This window comes from Grimontia sp. NTOU-MAR1 (assembly GCF_035758505.1).
In the GTDB taxonomy this organism is placed as follows: Bacteria; Pseudomonadota; Gammaproteobacteria; order Enterobacterales; family Vibrionaceae; genus Enterovibrio; species Enterovibrio marinus.
Genome location: NZ_CP142108.1, coordinates 2,834,238 through 2,851,825, shown reverse-complemented (window position 1 = coordinate 2,851,825; position 17,588 = coordinate 2,834,238). Strand labels below are relative to the sequence as shown.

Here is a 17,588-nt window from a genome sequence, read left to right as displayed (position 1 = left end):
AAGGAAGATGTTTATGCAAATCAATCTCACCGGTCACCACGTTGAAGTCACAGATGCCCTCCGAGACTACGTGACAACCAAGTTTGATAAGCTTGAGCGCTTTTTTGATCACATCAATAATGTTCATGTAGTGCTTAACGTCGAAAAACTGCAGCAGATTGCCGAAGCGACCCTGCATGTCAATAACGGTGAAATTCACGCAAAAGCCGACTCAGAAAACATGTATGCGGCGATCGATTCGCTGACCGATAAGCTGATTAAACAGTTAACTAAACACAAAGAAAAGATGAATCACCATTAATCATGGAACTCAAAGACGTACTCAAATTGGACTGCACAAAAAGTGCAGTCCTTTGTTCAAGTAAGAAACGTGCACTTGAAGTGATTAGCGAACTGGCTGCCAGCCAATTGGATCAAAACCCGCAAAAGCTGTTCGAGTGTATGCTTGGCCGAGAAAAAATGGGCAGTACGGGCATCGGAAATGGTATCGCCATTCCCCATGGACGTATCTTCAACAGTGACCATGCCGTCGGCGTGCTTGTAAAGTGTGCAGAGCCCATCGAGTTTGATGCTATCGACAACCAACCTGTTGATCTACTATTCGCCCTGCTGGTGCCGGATGACCAGTGTAAGGAGCACCTCAAAACACTCTCATTGATTGCGCAGAAGCTCGGTGACAAACAGATTTGCCGTCAACTTCGTCATGCAAGCTCAGACCAAGAGCTCTACGATATAATTACAAGCTAAGCAGCTCAGGGACGCGCATCATGCAGCTTAAAATTGTCAGCGGCCGTTCAGGCTCTGGAAAATCCGTCGCACTAAGGGTTCTGGAGGATCTGGGTTATTACTGCGTTGATAACCTTCCCGTGAACCTGTTGCCGCAGTTTATTGCAGCTCAAAACGACCAAGACAGCCTCATTGCTGTCAGTATCGATATCCGCAATATGCCAGCTGATCCAGAAGAAATCGCCCTCACACTGGCCAAGCTGCCAAGCGATGTCGATATTGATATTTTCTTCCTCGACGCCGACGATTCAGAGCTCGTTAAACGTTTCAGCGAGACCCGACGTCTCCACCCACTGAGCCGAGATAACCTCTCCCTTGAACAAGCTATTGAGCGTGAAAATCAGTTGCTGACCCCACTCAAAGAGCGTGCAGATAAAGTTATCAATACCTCCAAACACTCAGTGCATGATTTAAGTGAAGCTGTGCGTTCGTTGGTTCTTGGCCGCACTAACCGCGACTTGGTGATGGTGTTTGAATCCTTCGGTTTCAAACATGGGCTACCATCTGATGCAGACTATGTGTTTGATGTCCGTTTCTTGCCTAACCCACATTGGGAGCCTGCGTTGCGTCCACTCACCGGACTGGATGAGCCTGTAAAAATGTTCCTTGCGGGTGAGCAGGACGTCGCTATGCTGATTGCCCAGGTGAAAAGCTTCCTTGAGTCATGGCTGCCAGCACTGGAAAACAACAACCGCAGTTACCTGACTGTCGCCATTGGCTGTACAGGTGGCCAACACCGCTCTGTATACATCGCTCAGTATCTTGCGGATTACTTCGCTGCGACAGGTCATCAGGTTCAGGTTCGTCACCGTACACTGGAGGGGAAAGTATGAATCAACTCAGCAAGGACGTTCTAATCCGCAATCGTCTGGGGCTACATGCCCGTGCCGCCGTTAAACTGGTCGAACTCGCACAGAGTTTTGATGCTCAGATCATGCTGACCAAAAACGAACAAACCGTGACGGCAGATAGTGTTATGGGTATTCTGCTTCTCGACTCCAGTCAGGGTGAACAAATCAAGGTTTCTGCGGAAGGCTCCGAAGCGCAACAAGCCTTCGATGCTATCACGGCCCTCATTGAAGCAGGCTTTGACGAGGAGAACTAACCTTTTCTCACAGAAATAATCTCATTTCCCACCCTTTTCCTTCTTAAACGCCAAAGACAGCTTTGACTGTTTGCGTTAATATTCATGTCATTGCGTTACCCGCCGTCATACGGACACTCACATGGCAGAGAATTACGAAGTAGAACAACCCAGCCAAACGCACCAAACACTGCAGGAAGTGAGTCGCGCCCTCGAAAACGGCATGTTCGTTCATGTCCGTCGCATGCTGGAAGACATGGAGCCCGAGGACATTGCGCACCTGCTGGAAGCGTCCCCACCAAAGAGCCGTTTGGTTCTATGGCAATTGACCGATCCTGAAGAGCAAGGTGAGATTCTCGAAGAGCTTTCTGAGGACATCAAAGACGGCATCATGGTCCGAATGCAGCCCGAGCAGCTTGCTGCTGCGACGGAAGGTATGGACACCGACGACGTGGCTTACCTGCTCCGAAGCCTGCCGGAAAATGTCTCCCAAGACGTTCTGTCGCAGATGGATGCACAGGATCGGGCGCGCGTAGAGCAGGCTCTGGCCTACCCGGAAGAAACCGCCGGTGGGATGATGAACACCGACGTGGTGACCATCCGTTCAGACGTGACTGTGGATGTGGTACTGCGCTACCTTCGTATGAAAGGCGAATTGCCAGAAGCCACTGACGCTCTCTATGTTGTCGATGAAAACAGCAGACTGATTGGTGAATTACCCATCACCGTCTTGCTCACTTCCCAGCCTGATACTGAAGTACTGGAAGTGATGGAAGATGTAGATGACGCCATCCCTGTCGATATGAGCGACAGTGACGTTGCCAGCCTCTTTGAGCGCCGTAACTGGGTTTCGGCACCTGTTGTCGATGAAGAACACCAGCTTGTTGGCCGTATCACTATCGATGACGTGGTTGATATCATCCGTGAAGATGCGGAGCACTCGATGATGAGTATGGCGGGTCTGGATGACGAAGAAGACACCTTCGCGCCGGTATTGAAATCAGCCCGAAGCCGCAGCATCTGGCTAGGCGCCAACGTACTCGCCGCCCTTGCTGCTGCCTCTGTCTCCAACCTTTTCGAAAATACTCTCGATCAAATGGCAGCCATCGCAGTATTGATGACTATCGTCCCTTCCATGGGCGGTGTTGCCGGTAACCAAACAGTCGCCTTGGTTATCCGAGGTCTCGCTGTTGGTCACATTGGTGATTCCAATACCCGGTGGCTTCTAAACAAAGAAGCTTTGGTTGGCCTTCTAAATGGCGTGCTCTGGGCCTGTATCATCGGCGGAGTGGTCGTGCTTTGGAAAGGTAATTTGATGCTGGGTGGTATCATTGCTGCTGCCATGTTGACCAATCTAGTGGTTGCGGGTGTCGCAGGTGTGACCGTCCCGATATTGCTCAAGAAGATGAAAGTCGACCCAGCCCTCGCTGGAGGAATGGCACTGACGACCATCACAGATATGGTTGGCCTCTCAGTATTTTTAGGGCTGGCAACGCTGTTCCTTGTTTAAGTTGCAACAGTTTATTCACAAAGACCTCCTTCGGGAGGTTTTTTTGTCACAAGTTTAACCAATTCATCTCTAAATAAATGAAGCTCTCCCCATAAATAAAACTTACACACTTTTTTAGTTTTAAAACTGCAAAAATTTCATACTATTTATTTTTTACGAACAATTAAAAATTAGGCTCCATTAATAACTTATCAAAAGTGAAGTATCCAGCCCTAATGCTGGAGAAGGAGTTTATTATGTTCTTACAATCGATCCATAATTATAGAGCTGTCGCAATCATCGCGATCGTGATGAGTCACTCATATATTTATGGCTTTATTAATACAGATGGAATTATTTCAGTTATTAAAAACATCCTTACTGGTGGCACCGCACTTTTTGTTTTTATCTCTGGCTATATGTTCCATCATATCTTCTATAAGAGATATCAATACAAATTATTTATGAAAGGGAAGTTTGAAAGAATTATCGTCCCATACCTGATTCTTACTTCGCTCGCAATACCACTCGTATACTTAATCAAGTCTGGCTTCTTCGCTGCGGATGCAGACTATTACAGAATTGTATTTTTCTCTAAGGATGACAGCTCCTTTACGACAGCTATTAAGTATTACTTAACAGGAAGAATGCTGACCGCTTATTGGTATATTCCATTTGCCATTCTTTTATTCCTCGTTTCTCCATTTCATTTTAAATTTATTGAACTATCCCGACGTACTCAAATCATAATCATTACCTTATTCTCTGTTATTTCTATTTTCCTACACCGATCTTATGAGAATATTAACCCGATACAGATGTTGGTTTACTTCACGCCTTTTTATCTGGCTGGTATCTACATTTCACTTTACCGTGAAGAAATCAATAAAAACTGTGGTATCAAATCACTAATTCTTCTTTCAATTGCCGTTATATTGGCATTTTACCAATATATTCAGGGACATGTAGGGAGCTACTCAAAAAACATTTTCGAATATGCCGGTATCGATATCATGTTTATCCAGAAAATGTTTTTATCTATTGGGCTTTATTTCTTACTGGAAACCTTCGTTTTCAAAACCAAATTAACGGATCTGATATCCGATACCAGCTTTGCGATTTTCTTTATCCATCCATGGGTATTGACCACCATTAAAAGGCTGCCATTCCTGAATCACCCGGAATCAACGAATATTCCGTACTATCTCGTGACATGTTTTGTTGTGATCACCCTAAGCATGTTGATTGCCATTGCCTTGAACAAACTCCTGACAGGAAAAGTGAAGTCCCGCTATATCATTGGCTATTAGCCGACAAAAAAGCCACCTGACTAAGGTGGCTTTCTTCTCTCGGCCTATTCAGCAATGCGCTTATTCGCCGCCCACTTTCATCGACTCGATAAGGATTGAACCGGTCTGGATCTGGCTACGGAACTCCGTATCTGCACCCACTGCCACAATCTGCTTATACATATCCTCCAGATTACTTGCGATCGTGATTTCACTGACAGGATATTGGATTTCACCGTTCTCTACCCAGAAGCCCGCTGCACCACGTGAGTAATCGCCAGTCACAATATTCACACCCTGCCCCATCAACTCAGTCACCATAAGGCCGGTGCCCAGTTCTTTCAGCATTTGCTCAAATGACTGGCCGGTGTTTTTCACAAACCAGTTGTGAATGCCACCAGCGTGACCTGTCGGCTGCATGTTCAGCTTACGAGCCGCATAGCTGGTTGCCAAATAGGTTTGCAGCTCGCCACCTTTGATAATATCCAAATCGCGGGTCACCAGACCCTCACTGTCAAACGGTGCGCTCGCCATACCTTTCAAAATGTGTGGACGCTCGTTGATTTCAAACCAATCAGGCAGGATCTGATGACCCAGCTTGTCCAGCAGGAAAGAAGACTTACGGTAGAGATTTGAACCGCTGATCCCCATCACTAAATGCCCAAGCAAACCAGTTGCCACATCCGCAGCAAACATCACAGGAAACTGTCCAGTCGCCAGACGACGCGGCTCCATGCGCGAGAGAGTGCGCTTGGCTGCTTCGGTACCCACTTTTTCCGGCACCCATAGTTCGTCTTTGTCACGGGAAACGGTATAGCTGTAATCGCGCTCCATGCCTTTGCTGTCTTCAGCAATCACGCTGCAGCTGATGCTGTGGCGACTGGAGGCATAGCTGCCCAGCATGCCATGGCTGTTACCGTAAACACGCACACCGTAGTGGCTATCATAGCTTGCACCATCGCTGAACTTGATGCGCTTGTCATAATCCAACGCTGCACGCTCAGCAGTAATCGCTTTTTCTGCCGCGTGATCCGGCTCTGGCTCATCCGGGTGGAACAGATCCAAATCTGGATAATCAAACGCCATCAGCTCTCTCGGGCCAGGGCCTGAGCACGGGTCTTCTGAGGTATAGTTTGCAATATCCAAAGCCGCTTCAACGGTTTGAGCTATCGCCTTTTCAGACAAATCAGAGGTAGAAGCGCTGCCCTTACGGTTGCCGCGATAAACAGTAATACCCAGCGCACCATCGCTGTTGAACTCGACGTTTTCCACTTCGCACATGCGGGTCGATACACTAATGCCCGTGGTTTTGGTGATTGCCACCTCTGCCCCATCCGCTTTCTTACCCGCCAATTCCAGCGCACGGGTCACCGCCGCTTCCAGCTCAGTACGTTGCTGAGCAACCTGTTGTTTCACGTCCATAAGGTCTTAAATTAATGAGTGTTGCTGATAAGCATACCACTCGAGAGGGCCGCAATGCTTAAAAAACACCAGCAAAGTTCGACATTCTTGATAAGATACGCCGTTATCGAAACAGTCAAACAACCTCGGGAAGAATTATGGGCCGTAAGAACAAACGTGAGCCTTGGGAAGAGGAAGAAGAGATCATTTGGGTCAGCAAGACCGAAATGAAACGTGACATGGAAGAACTGCAGAAGCTGGGCGAAGAGCTGGTTGCTTTAAAACCTTCTGTACTGGCAAAGTTTCCGCTGGACGACGATTTGCGTACAGCAATTTCTGACGCACAACGCTTTGACAAAGAAGCCAAGCGCCGGCAAATGCAGTTCATCGGCAAACTGATGCGCGCCCGCGATCCTGAGCCTATTCAGGCTGCTTTGGATTTGCTGCGTAACAAGCACAGCCAACAGTCCATTGAGCTGCACAAAATGGAAAAGCTTCGTGATCGCGTCGTCGCAGAAGGTGATGCTGCCATTAACGATGTAGTGGCTCAGTACCCAACCGCTGACCGTCAGAAACTGCGTCAATTAGCCCGTCAGGCTAAGAAAGAACAGGAAGGCAATAAGCCGCCAAAAGCTTACCGCGAAATCTTCCAGATGCTGAAAACGCTGAAAGCAGAGTCTGAAGACTAAAAAAGCCGGGTTTACCCGGCTTCTTAGTCTTTAATCCGCAGCAATTATTCTGTGCCGCCGACCGTCATTGCATCCAGCTTGAGGGTTGGCTGACCCACACCAACCGCCACACTTTGACCAGCTTTACCACACACGCCAACACCACGATCCAGCTTCAGGTCGTTACCGACCATAGACACCTGCTGCATAGCTTCAATACCACTGCCAATTAGCGTCGCACCTTTCACTGGCGTCGTCACTTTACCGTTTTCGATTAGATAGGCTTCACTGGTAGAGAACACGAATTTGCCAGAGGTGATATCCACCTGGCCGCCACCAAAGTTAGGGGCATAAAGGCCATATTCCACGCTGCTGATGATATCTTCCGGCGTGCTTTTGCCCGCCAGCATGTAGGTATTCGTCATGCGAGGCATCGGCAAATGTGCGTAGGACTCACGACGGCCGTTACCCGTTGGCGCCACGCCCATCAGGTGCGCATTGTGCTTGTCCTGCATATAACCTTTGAGGATGCCATTTTCAATCAGCACGTTGTACTGACCCGGCACACCTTCATCGTCAATGTTCAGCGAGCCACGGCGATCTTGCAGAGTGCCGTCATCAACGATGGTACAAAGTGGAGAAGTCACCTGCTCTCCTACCTGACCGGTAAACACAGACGACTCTTTACGGTTAAAGTCACCTTCCAGACCATGACCCACCGCTTCGTGCAGCAAGACGCCTGGCCAACCTGGGCCCAGCACCACAGGCATGGTGCCAGCTGGTGCACCTTTGGCATGAAGATTCACCAGCGCCTGTCTGACTGCTTCATCGGCATAATTCATCGCAACGGTTTTACCGTCTTCTTCTGAGGTGAAGTAGGTATAGGCAAATCGGCCACCACCGCCAGCAGAGCCGCGCTCACGGCGGCAGTCTTTTTCCACCAGTACGCTGACAGAAAAACGCACCAGCGGTCGGATATCAGCTGCGTAAGTACCGTCTGTTGCAGCAATCAATACCTGCTCATACACGCCCACAATGCTGACTGATACTTCCTGCACCAAAGGCTCTTTGGCACGGACATAAGCATCTACTTCTTTCAGCAGTGCGATTTTTTCCTCTTTGGACATACTTTGCAGCGGGTCAGTCGCTTGATAAATCATTGGATACTGACGGGAAGTAAACGCAGACACTTTTAGCTTTCCGCCTTTGTCTGCGATTCCGCGCGCCGCGGTCGCGCTTTGCATCAAGGCATCAGCATTGATCTGGTCTGAATAAGCAAAGCCGGTTTTTTCACCCGCAATAGCTCGGACACCAACACCGCGATCAATGTTAAATGAGCCATCTTTGATGATGGAATCTTCAAGCACCAGCGACTCGTGCCAGCACGACTGGAAGTAAACATCACCATAGTCGATGTTCCTTGCCGCTAAATGCTCAAGCGTTTCGCTAAGTTGACTTTTACTGACACCGGAAAGGTGCAGCATGGTTTCTTCCACGTGTTCCAGGCTCATGAATAAACTGCTCTTTAGCACTAAAAAAATAATGTCCAGCAATCAAGTGTATTGCGGGAAAGATATGAGTTCGAGACTGCGCTATTTCATCGCGCATTGCAACCGGGCATGTTGCATGACAGGCATTTTGCTACGAATGGCGCTGTTTGAAGCCAAATCAATATCTGCCCAGGCGGCACCAATCTGGTCATTTAGGCCGGAGACCACCTGACCCCAAGGGTCAACAATCATAGAGTGACCATAGGTTTCTCGACCACCCTGATGGCTGCCACATTGTGCTGCTGCAAGCACCCAACATTGGGTTTCAATCGCACGAGCTCTCAGCAACACTTCCCAGTGCGCCGCACCGGTGACTTTCGTAAACGCTGCTGGCACCACAATGATGTCCGCGCCGCGCTGGCGAAGTGCCGAATAAAGCTGCGGGAAGCGGATGTCATAGCAGATAGAAAGACCCAGCGTGCCGAAAGGCGTATCTACCAAAACCAAGTTGTCACCGGACTTGAAGGTATCAGACTCACGATAGCTGCGATGGTTGTCAGCAATATCGACATCAAACATGTGCAGCTTCTCATAGGAAGCGCGGAGATTACCTGTAGCATCGTAGACCAAACAAGTCGTGCTCAGCGTACCGTCGTTATTGCGGATAGGGAATGACCCCATCACCAGCCAAATACCGAGTTCAAACGCCAGTTGGGAAAGCTTCTTCTGGAGCGGACCGTGACCCAACACTTCGGCGTGTTTGTCATAATCTTCCTTTGTGCCGAACACCAGACAGTTCTCCGGTGTCAACACCAAGCTTACGCCTTGTGTTTTCAGATGCTTAAGCTGGCCTTCCAGCACTTCCAGATTAGCTTCGGGATCCATCCCTGAATTCATTTGTACGACGCCAAATTTGGTCATTACTCATTGCTCCTTCTGCTGTTCCCGCAGGCGCTTGGTGGCCTGCACAGGCAACGTTACTTCGCCTGTGCTACGCGAAACTTCCCTGACAACGGGGTCATCAATGGTCCCGGCTACCTGATAACGAACCTGTGTGAACGCATCTACAACTGGCGAGAGCACTGTAGTGACTGCCAATACATAGATAGCGGTTTGAGGAGTGACAGCAAATGCGGTCAAAACCGGAATTCCAGAGGTCAAATCAGGTACGAATCTTACGTCCGCATTAACCTGATTTTTCGCAAGATTTGCTATCCCTCTAATAAACATATCACCTGCGAGCGCATTCATCTGGATATTATCCGTGACAATTACCCCGTTAGTGATTGAAGCACGGCCACTTATCTCATCAAAAGCAAGACCATCCTCAAATACACCGGTGAAGTCGAGCTGTATTTTCCGTAAGATGGAGTCAAGGCTAAACAGGCCAAGCAACCGCCCAGCACCACCCACGCCACTGATATATCCATTCTCTATTTTGGTTTCGAGCATGCCATTCAGGGTCTCGACATTCACCGACCAAGGCGCACCATCAAAGCTAAGCTCACCCGAGGTTTTCACCGTCGCGTCATGAATACCACCCGTTACAGCAAAGCGTCCCATCAGATCGCTGCTGTTTTTTGCCGACACATCAAAGGTAAGTTCTGAATGGTTAAAGCCTTTATTCGATATAGACCAATTACCATTGGCAAGAATACGTGCGCCACCGCTCTCGATGGCAAACTTCGGCATGGTGATCGTCTTGCCCCGCTTCAGCAGTTGGGTTTCCACCTTACCAACACGGTACCCTTGCAGCCACAACTCCCTGATTATCAGATCAGTCGATGGGATGTAGTGCATTAAGGCTTGGTCCACATCATTCGCCAGTCGGGTATCTTTGCGATCAGCACCTTCTTCGGGCGTCTCTTTGCCCAAATCCACATTGAGAAACAGGTGATCGACAGAAACAGTCAGGAAATTATCTTCATCCCACCAAGCATCACCCGACAGTTCTTCACTGCCCACCAACACATGGAAGCCATCGCTTTTCTTACGCGCCGCCATGGAAAAGTTATTGAAGACCAGATCTCCAGCCTGCACCTTGCCCCCTTTAACATTCAGGCGTGACGGGCTTGGCAGTACAATGGGCATCGAATCTTTGGAATGACGGTGCGCTGCTTCAGCTTTTACCACCACTTCTTTCCATGCATCTATATCCAAAACAGGTACATCAACACTGACCGTATTACCAGAAGGTGGCTGCAACGATAATTCGCCTTTACCAATCACAGTGCGGCTTCTCTTCACCACAGGCAACTCACCACTGATGTCGACATTGGCCTGATATTTCACGTTTGGCAACTCTACCTGTCCAACCAAACTTTGAGCATCGCCAGAGGCTTTCATACTCCCCTGGCCTTTGATGAAGGAGGGCTTATCTAAAGGCGCAGGCAAATTGAAGTCCAACGTCGTTAGGTCAGCATCGAGCTTCACGTCATAGGTAAAGCCCACATCTTTTAGTGCAATACCAACGTTCAGATCCCATGCAGAATACCCTTCAATGAAAGACATATCTGGCTGGTCCAACGCAGCTTTCAGCTTGTCTGCCTCCCATTTACCATCAATGTTAATGTTAACCAGATAGTTATCGGATTCGGTTTCACCTTTAAACCCTATATTGATGGGCTGCTGCAACAACTTGGCTTTCAGCTTTTTCGCCCACACCACATCGTTATCAAATTCGATGGCACCGCTGACCTTCTCGAAGGTCATTTCAGGACTAACGATGGAGACGGTACTGTTTTTTATCGTCGCCTTGCCTTTGGTCAATACATCATCACCATTGAGCGGGATGTTCAGTGAAATTTTACCATTCACTTTTCCATCAACCTGAACATGAGTCAGTGCAGCACCGACAGAGTCTATAAGTGGCGTCGCCAGCATGTAGTCACGCAGGTCTGCACCACTTGAGGCAATATTGGCCTCAATCAGCAGTACACTATCTTCATCGCTGAAGGAAGGGATTTCCCCTTTCAATCCATAGCCACGCGCACCCATCAAGCCAACATTGGACGCATCAAGATACAGGGCGTCATTTTGGAACAGCAGATCCAGTTCCAAATCGGTCAGTGTCGGCCACTGGGTATCGAAGCTAAACTGGCCTCGTTTGAGCGGCACATAAGCTTGGAAAATGCCCTGATGCTCAGGGTACGGGAAAGTTTCAAAGTCGCCATACCACAACAATTTGGCATGGTCTGCTTGTCCACCGCGAATCGCAGCTGAAAGGTAGTCGGTGAGCTCTTCATCCAACGCTAAGGCAGGCAGGTATCGCCAAGTTTCACCCGCATTATTCAGGCTGGCTTCGGCATAGAAAGCGAGCCAGGAACTTCGGTTATCAAACGGGATATCCAGACGGAACTCTCCCACCACATCCAGATGAGGCGAACGCACAGCCACGCTGTCAGACCAGATAGTCACGCTATCTTCATGCATCTGCCAATAACCAACCACATTACCCTGCTCGATATTGAGAGGTGCCTGAAAGAACTCTCCATACGGCAGGATGTCCTCAGTCATTGCCAACGTGACCTTGCCGTTTTGACCCACACCTGCCACGGTCAAATCCAGTTTGTGTACTTCCGGCAAGTAGGTCCAATGCTTGAAACCAACGTTTTTCAGGGCTGTGGAGTAGTGAACCTCACCGCCTTTTTGTTGCTCAACACGAATATCCTGCGCCATGCCTTTTGGCGCCAATTCATTGATGGCGTTTTCCACCCCTTTGGGCAGCGCGACCAACTCTCGAAGAGGGAGCAACAACTGCACGTCAAAGTAGCCAAGGTTCACCCGCCAAGCATCATCGTTGATATCTGCACGCAGGTTCGGCTCGGGCCAGAGCTTGCCATCGGTTTTAATCGCGAAGTTATCAGTGGCGATATGCCAGCTATCGCCGGATTGCTCAACCAGGAGTTGTCCGCGCTGAATATTGACCGATTGAGTACTGCTGGCCTGGCTTTGTAATGCGGGAACGTTCGGGAACCAGGCAATATCGCTGTTATTCAAGCTGATAAGGGCCGAACGTACGTTACCTTTATCTACTTTCAGCCATGCTTCGCCACCCACTTTTGCAGTCGCCAGTGATACGTCAGGATTGATGAATTTGTTGATCCAGCTTTTCAGCGACACATCGTCTGCCTTCACGTAGAACTCACCATCGAGTGAACCCAAACCGTTGTTTTCGGTAAACACACCCTGCACATCCAGCTTATTGAGTGATGTTCCCTGAACACTCACCACACCTTGAACATGGTGAGTCCCTGCGCGGTTATCCCAAAGCAGAGAGTTAATATCTATGGTTTTGCGCTCTTCAGACGGCGACAGCAAGGTCACTTTGGCGTCATGAATAGCAAACTGGCCAAGCCCGACCAGAAACAGGCGCTCCAACTGGGACTTCAGACTTTCATTACCCGTGTTATCTCGCTCAGGGAGTTGGGTTAGGTCGACATTTAGCCCAGTGATGGTCACATTGGAAAATATCGGCTTACGGCGCTGAAGACTCGCCCAAAGATCGAACTGCATGTCGATGCTTTCAGCCGTCAGAATTTCGAGATGGGAGGCTTCAGTAGAAAGTGTTAGGTCATTCAAAGACAAAGAAGGCACCAGATAACGCCAGTGCCCTTTGAAGGTAGAGAAATCGACAGTAAAACCAGAGGTCTCACTTGCCCAACGCTGTATCGGCGCTTTAGCCGTATCAAGATTAGGCAATACAAGACGCATGGCTGCGGTAAATACCGCAGCACTCACCAGTAAAACAACAAGAAGCCATTTCACCGTCACTGCTAAACGTTGAGCAAATTTTGCCATTAAAAGAACGGTCTCACTTACATCATCACTACATCAAACTGCTCTTGGGTATACAGCGGCTCTATATGCACTTTCACTTGTTTCCCAATGAAGACTTCAAGCTCCGCCACCGCGTGCGATTCTTCACCTTCCAGTGCTTCACCTACAGACGGCGACGCATATACCACAAACTTGTCGGCTTCGTATGCTCGGTTCACACGGGTAATTTCGCGCAAAATTTCATAGCACACCGTTTCGACCGTCTTCACTGAACCACGACCTTCACAGGTTGGGCATTGGCCACACAAAACGTGCTCAATACTCTCTCGGGTGCGTTTGCGGGTCATTTCTACCAGTCCGAGCTGAGTGAATCCGTTGATGTTGGTTTTTACACGATCTTTCGACAGGGCCTGCTCCAGTGACTGCAACACACGCTGGCGATGCTCTTCTGAGCTCATATCGATGAAATCGATAATGATGATACCGCCGAGGTTACGAAGACGAAGTTGGCGCGCAATGGCACGAGTGGCTTCAGTGTTGGTGTTGAAGATGGTCTCTTCGAGATTACGTCTGCCCACAAAAGCGCCGGTGTTGATATCCACCGTCGTCATGGCTTCAGTCTGATCGATGATCAAATATCCACCGGATTTCAGCCCCACTTTACGATCAAGCGAGCGCTGAATTTCGTTTTCAGTGTCATACATATCAAAAATTGGCTGTTCACCGGTATAGAGCTCAAGCTTGCCAGAAAGCTCAGGCACAAACTCTTCGGTAAACTCGCGAAGTGCTTCCATCGCCGTACGGGAATCAACACGGATGATGTTGAGCTCTGTACCAACAAAATCACGTAAGATGCGTTGTGCCAAACCCAACTCACCATAGAGCATCGACTTAGAAGGGCGTTTGGCACGACGCTCTAACACCTTATTCCAGAGACGTTTGAGGAAAGCCGCATCTTGGGACATTTCCTGATCTGATGCGCCTTCTGCCGCTGTGCGTATAATAAAGCCACCCAGATCGTCACAGTAGTCAGAAACAATATTCTTCAGTCGTTCGCGTTCTTCTTCACTTTCGATACGTTGGGATACACCCACATGTGAAGCCCCAGGCATAAACACCAGATAACGAGAAGGTAAGGTAATATCTGTGGTCAGCCGCGCGCCTTTGGTACCAAGCGGGTCTTTCACCACCTGCACCACAATATCCTGTCCCTGACGGACCAGCTCAGAAATATCGCGCACCTGAAATTGCTGCTTCTCGTTTTCAGCCACACATTCGGTGTGAGGAACGATGTCAGAGGCATGTAGGAAGGCTGCTTTATCAAGGCCGATATCAACGAAGGCTGCCTGCATACCTGGCAGCACTCTGCTCACTTTACCTTTATAGATGTTGCCAACGATACCGCGCTTCGCTTCGCGTTCAATATGCACTTCCTGCAGATTACCCGCCTCAATCATGGCGACCCGGGTTTCTGAAGGCGTGACGTTAATTAATAACTCTGCGTTCATAAGTTTTTACCGCTTAATTTTTTGAATTCTTTCAACAGAGTATCTGTTTCGTAAAGTGGCAGACCGACAACGGCATGATAGCTACCATCGATACGGGTCACGAATCTGCCACCGAGTCCCTGAATCGCATAACTTCCCGCCTTGTCACAAGGCTCACCACTATGCCAATAGGCTTCGATTTCTTTATCACTCAGGGGTTTGAACCACACATTTGTTGTGACCAATGTAGTCAGAAAATGGTTCCGGTCAGCCAGCGTGACAGCCGTCATCACCTGATGTTGGCGATCTGACAACTGGCGCAGCATGGCACGCGACACATCAAGGTCAGTCGGTTTTTCTAACACCTCGCCATCACAGACTACGATCGTATCAGAGCCGAGTACAGGCAGATCTTCGGGTGCGACATCTACACCAGCTTTGGCTTTATCAAAGGATAAGCGGCGGACATAGTCCGCCGCTTGTTCATTAGGCTGGCGCTGCTCTTCAACGTCAACACGTAAAATCTCGAACTGGACAGAGAGTTGTTCCAGCAGCGCCTTCCTTCGAGGTGAGGCAGACGCGAGATAAAGTTGAAGACCTGCCATGGTTTCTCCAGATTACTTGATCGAAAACTGACGGCGTACCCGTCGCAGCAGTAAAAATAGCCAAGGCCACAATAAGAAGTTGAGCAGACCCGCCCATAGCTGTGCGGGATCGAACTGAACGTTGGAGACTAAATACTCCGCCCAAAACTCTAGCACTTTTCCTGCCAACGTCAGCAAAGACAAGAGTGCTGCCTGTTGCCAAAGCGACATATTACGCAGCATCTGGAAGTTCAGTGCGACGATATAAACCAGCACTGACATCATCAAGCCGCGTACACCGAGGGTAGAGCCCAGCATCAAATCCCAGAGTAAACCAACCACCAGCGCCGTACCGACATTCACGCGGTGCGGCAGTGCCAACACCCAATAGAACGCCACCAGCAACACCCAAGACGGGCGGAATGGCGCAAGCTCACCCGGCCACGGCGCGGCCTGAAGGATCAATGCGATAATAAACGATAGCCAGATAAGCGCACGGCCACGCATGCTTGAATTAGCCATTGCTTACCTCTTCGGTTTGTTCTTCTGCCGTTGATGGTTGGGCATCTTCACTTGCAGGTGTTTGCCCTTCTTCTTCAACCGCTTCTTTTTTCTCAACGTCAGTTGGCCACACCAATAGCAGGTATCGCAAACGGTCAAACTGCACTTCCGGCTTGGCATCTACCTGTGCAAACGGGCGCTTGTTATCAAATGAGAACGAAGTCACTTTGGCCACAGGATAGCCTTCAGGGAATACACCACCCAAGCCGGATGTAACCAGCATATCACCGGGCTCAATGTCCGTGCTGCTGGGGATATTTTCCAGTTGGATATTGTCGTTATCACCGCGACCTGAAGCGATAACGCGAATATCGTTGCGCACCACCTGTACAGGAATCGCATGGGTTGGGTCAGTGATAAGCAGTACACGGCTATTGTGCGCACCGACATAGGAAACTTGCCCCACAATACCGCGCTCGTTAATCACTGGCTGGCCTTCGTACACACCGTTTGTACGACCTTTATCAATCATTACCTGATGCTTGTAAGGGTCGGAGTCCACTGCCATCACTTCCGCCACCATTTTGCGCTCATCACGCACAAACGGTGAACCCAGCAACTCGCGCAGACGTTGATTCTCTTGCTCCAGTTGATCAAGAATCAACTGGCCGCTTCGCAGCATGAGCACTTCTTCTTTGAGCTTGGTGTTATCAATCAACAGCTGTTGGTGAGAAGTAAACTGACGGAAAACGTTATCGAGAAGATCACGCGGCACGTTAGATGCGTATTGCAGCGGCGCTACCATTGAGTTCAGCAAATAACGGAAATTGGTGAAGGCACCCAAACGACTATCAGCCAGCATAAGGCTGGCTGATATTAAAAGAGCGAAGAACAGGCGTAATTGTAGCGATGGCCCACGGCCAAAAATTGGTTTCATTCAGTTACAACCTGTTTGTTGATGGAAGAAGATCAATCTTCGCTGAACAGATCGCCACCGTGCATGTCGATCATTTCCAACGCTTTACCACCACCACGGGCAACACAGGTCAGCGGCTCTTCAGCAACAACAACCGGAATGCCGGTTTCTTCGGTCAGCAGACGATCTAGATCGCGAAGTAGCGCACCACCACCGGTTAGCACCATACCACGTTCAGAAATGTCGGATGCCAGTTCTGGTGGACATTGCTCCAGTGCAACCATCACTGCAGATACGATACCTGTCAGCGGCTCTTGCAGCGCTTCCAGAATCTCGTTCGAATTCAGAGTAAAGCTACGCGGCACACCTTCTGCAAGGTTACGGCCGCGCACTTCGATTTCGCGTACTTCATCACCTGGGTACGCAGAACCGATTTCATGCTTGATGCGTTCCGCAGTTGCTTCACCAATCAGGCTACCGTAGTTACGACGCACGTAGTTGATGACGGACTCGTCAAAGCGGTCACCACCGATACGTACAGAGGATGAGTAAACCACACCGTTCAGAGAGATAACAGCAACTTCCGTTGTACCACCACCGATATCGACCACCATGGAACCGGTCGCTTCAGATACTGGCAGACCCGCACCGATTGCAGCAGCCATTGGCTCGTCAATCAAATAAACTTCACGCGCACCTGCGCCCAGTGCAGATTCGCGGATAGCACGGCGCTCAACTTGGGTAGAACCACAAGGAACTGCCACCAGTACACGTGGGCTGGGGCGCATAAAGCTATGGTCGTGAACCGTTTTGATGAAGTGCTGCAGCATTTTCTCAGTCACGTAGAAGTCAGCGATAACGCCGTCTTTCATTGGGCGAATAGCTGCGATGTTTCCTGGCGTACGGCCCAGCATTTGTTTTGCTTCATGACCGACTGCCGCGACGCTTTTTGGTGAGCCTGCACGATCTTGACGAATTGCGACAACAGAAGGTTCATCCAGAACGATCCCTTGCCCTTTTACATAGATGAGAGTGTTAGCTGTTCCCAAATCGATAGACAGATCGTTAGAGAACATACCACGAAGTTTCTTAAACATAATCTTCGGTTAATCCT

The 17,588-nt window shown here is 49.3% G+C and carries 16 protein-coding genes; 7 read left to right on the top strand and 9 right to left on the bottom strand.

Going from position 1 to position 17,588, the window contains the following annotated elements:
• Positions 1 to 13: 13 nt before the first annotated feature.
• From hpf to VP504_RS13190, 6 genes are all read left to right on the top strand, one after another.
• On the top strand, positions 14 to 301 hold the full coding sequence (gene hpf / locus VP504_RS13215) for a ribosome hibernation promoting factor (RefSeq protein ID WP_062705492.1): 288 nt from the start codon (positions 14 to 16) through the stop codon (positions 299 to 301).
• 2 nt (positions 302 to 303) lie between these two features.
• Entirely contained in the window at positions 304 to 747 is a 444-nt protein-coding gene (gene ptsN, locus VP504_RS13210) for a PTS IIA-like nitrogen regulatory protein PtsN (protein WP_062705494.1), read from the top strand.
• A 20-nt stretch (positions 748 to 767) separates the two neighbouring features.
• On the top strand, positions 768 to 1,619 hold the full coding sequence (gene rapZ / locus VP504_RS13205) for an RNase adapter RapZ (protein WP_062705496.1): 852 nt from the start codon (positions 768 to 770) through the stop codon (positions 1,617 to 1,619).
• A complete protein-coding gene (locus VP504_RS13200) occupies positions 1,616 to 1,891 on the top strand; it encodes an HPr family phosphocarrier protein (RefSeq protein WP_062705498.1) in 276 nt (91 codons plus the stop codon). Before rapZ ends, VP504_RS13200 begins: the two co-directional genes overlap by 4 nt.
• A 121-nt stretch (positions 1,892 to 2,012) precedes the next feature.
• On the top strand, positions 2,013 to 3,380 hold the full coding sequence (gene mgtE, locus VP504_RS13195; RefSeq protein WP_325891555.1) for a magnesium transporter: 1,368 nt from the start codon (positions 2,013 to 2,015) through the stop codon (positions 3,378 to 3,380).
• A 236-nt stretch (positions 3,381 to 3,616) separates the two neighbouring features.
• Positions 3,617 to 4,669 carry an acyltransferase gene (locus VP504_RS13190; protein ID WP_325891554.1) on the top strand — a complete coding sequence of 351 codons (1,053 nt, stop codon included), beginning with the start codon at positions 3,617 to 3,619 and terminating at the stop codon, positions 4,667 to 4,669.
• A gap of 60 nt (positions 4,670 to 4,729) precedes the next feature.
• Here the strand turns inward: VP504_RS13190 and pmbA are convergent, their stop codons facing one another.
• Complete coding sequence (gene pmbA / locus VP504_RS13185) at positions 4,730 to 6,070, bottom strand: metalloprotease PmbA (RefSeq protein ID WP_325891553.1); 1,341 nt, start codon at positions 6,068 to 6,070, stop codon at positions 4,730 to 4,732.
• A gap of 137 nt (positions 6,071 to 6,207) precedes the next feature.
• Between pmbA and yjgA the strand changes: the two genes are divergently transcribed.
• A complete protein-coding gene (gene yjgA, locus VP504_RS13180) occupies positions 6,208 to 6,738 on the top strand; it encodes a ribosome biogenesis factor YjgA (protein WP_062705512.1) in 531 nt (176 codons plus the stop codon).
• A 44-nt stretch (positions 6,739 to 6,782) separates the two neighbouring features.
• On the opposite strand, the gene tldD is transcribed toward yjgA, so the two are convergent.
• From tldD to VP504_RS13140, 8 genes are all read right to left on the bottom strand, one after another.
• Positions 6,783 to 8,228, bottom strand: coding sequence for a metalloprotease TldD (gene tldD, locus VP504_RS13175; protein WP_325891552.1), 1,446 nt, complete (start codon positions 8,226 to 8,228; stop codon positions 6,783 to 6,785).
• Positions 8,229 to 8,309: 81 nt separating this feature from the next.
• Positions 8,310 to 9,128 (bottom strand): carbon-nitrogen hydrolase family protein, encoded by an 819-nt coding sequence (locus VP504_RS13170; RefSeq protein WP_062705515.1) that lies wholly within the window; start codon positions 9,126 to 9,128, stop codon positions 8,310 to 8,312.
• Between the two features lie 3 nt (positions 9,129 to 9,131).
• Positions 9,132 to 13,007 (bottom strand): YhdP family protein, encoded by a 3,876-nt coding sequence (locus VP504_RS13165; RefSeq protein ID WP_325891551.1) that lies wholly within the window; start codon positions 13,005 to 13,007, stop codon positions 9,132 to 9,134.
• A gap of 17 nt (positions 13,008 to 13,024) precedes the next feature.
• The gene (gene rng, locus VP504_RS13160) at positions 13,025 to 14,494 is read right to left on the bottom strand and encodes a ribonuclease G (RefSeq protein ID WP_325891550.1); all 1,470 of its coding nucleotides are present in this window, start codon (positions 14,492 to 14,494) and stop codon (positions 13,025 to 13,027) included.
• Positions 14,491 to 15,078, bottom strand: a complete 588-nt coding sequence (locus tag VP504_RS13155) for a Maf family protein (protein ID WP_325891549.1) — start codon at positions 15,076 to 15,078, stop codon at positions 14,491 to 14,493. The genes rng and VP504_RS13155 overlap by 4 nt, the downstream gene beginning before the upstream one ends.
• Before the next feature lie 12 nt (positions 15,079 to 15,090).
• Positions 15,091 to 15,579: a rod shape-determining protein MreD gene (mreD, locus tag VP504_RS13150; protein ID WP_039849728.1), complete on the bottom strand. Its 489-nt coding sequence runs from the start codon at positions 15,577 to 15,579 to the stop codon at positions 15,091 to 15,093.
• Complete coding sequence (mreC, locus tag VP504_RS13145; protein WP_325891548.1) at positions 15,572 to 16,495, bottom strand: rod shape-determining protein MreC; 924 nt, start codon at positions 16,493 to 16,495, stop codon at positions 15,572 to 15,574. The genes mreD and mreC overlap by 8 nt, the downstream gene beginning before the upstream one ends.
• A 32-nt stretch (positions 16,496 to 16,527) precedes the next feature.
• Positions 16,528 to 17,571: a rod shape-determining protein gene (locus VP504_RS13140; RefSeq protein WP_062705524.1), complete on the bottom strand. Its 1,044-nt coding sequence runs from the start codon at positions 17,569 to 17,571 to the stop codon at positions 16,528 to 16,530.
• Positions 17,572 to 17,588: the final 17 nt, after the last annotated feature.

Excerpts from the sequence above, each read along its gene's own strand:
- hpf (WP_062705492.1), top strand. The coding sequence starts at position 14 with ATGCAAATCAATCTCACCGGTCACCACGTTGAAGTCACAGATGCCCTC.
- ptsN (WP_062705494.1), top strand. The coding sequence starts at position 304 with ATGGAACTCAAAGACGTACTCAAATTGGACTGCACAAAAAGTGCAGTC.
- rapZ (WP_062705496.1), top strand. The coding sequence starts at position 768 with ATGCAGCTTAAAATTGTCAGCGGCCGTTCAGGCTCTGGAAAATCCGTC.
- VP504_RS13200 (WP_062705498.1), top strand. The coding sequence starts at position 1,616 with ATGAATCAACTCAGCAAGGACGTTCTAATCCGCAATCGTCTGGGGCTA.
- mgtE (WP_325891555.1), top strand. The coding sequence starts at position 2,013 with ATGGCAGAGAATTACGAAGTAGAACAACCCAGCCAAACGCACCAAACA.
- VP504_RS13190 (WP_325891554.1), top strand. The coding sequence starts at position 3,617 with ATGTTCTTACAATCGATCCATAATTATAGAGCTGTCGCAATCATCGCG.
- pmbA (WP_325891553.1), bottom strand. The coding sequence starts at position 6,070 with ATGGACGTGAAACAACAGGTTGCTCAGCAACGTACTGAGCTGGAAGCG.
- yjgA (WP_062705512.1), top strand. The coding sequence starts at position 6,208 with ATGGGCCGTAAGAACAAACGTGAGCCTTGGGAAGAGGAAGAAGAGATC.
- tldD (WP_325891552.1), bottom strand. The coding sequence starts at position 8,228 with ATGAGCCTGGAACACGTGGAAGAAACCATGCTGCACCTTTCCGGTGTC.
- VP504_RS13170 (WP_062705515.1), bottom strand. The coding sequence starts at position 9,128 with ATGACCAAATTTGGCGTCGTACAAATGAATTCAGGGATGGATCCCGAA.
- VP504_RS13165 (WP_325891551.1), bottom strand. The coding sequence starts at position 13,007 with ATGGCAAAATTTGCTCAACGTTTAGCAGTGACGGTGAAATGGCTTCTT.
- rng (WP_325891550.1), bottom strand. The coding sequence starts at position 14,494 with ATGAACGCAGAGTTATTAATTAACGTCACGCCTTCAGAAACCCGGGTC.
- VP504_RS13155 (WP_325891549.1), bottom strand. The coding sequence starts at position 15,078 with ATGGCAGGTCTTCAACTTTATCTCGCGTCTGCCTCACCTCGAAGGAAG.
- mreD (WP_039849728.1), bottom strand. The coding sequence starts at position 15,579 with ATGGCTAATTCAAGCATGCGTGGCCGTGCGCTTATCTGGCTATCGTTT.
- mreC (WP_325891548.1), bottom strand. The coding sequence starts at position 16,495 with ATGAAACCAATTTTTGGCCGTGGGCCATCGCTACAATTACGCCTGTTC.
- VP504_RS13140 (WP_062705524.1), bottom strand. The coding sequence starts at position 17,571 with ATGTTTAAGAAACTTCGTGGTATGTTCTCTAACGATCTGTCTATCGAT.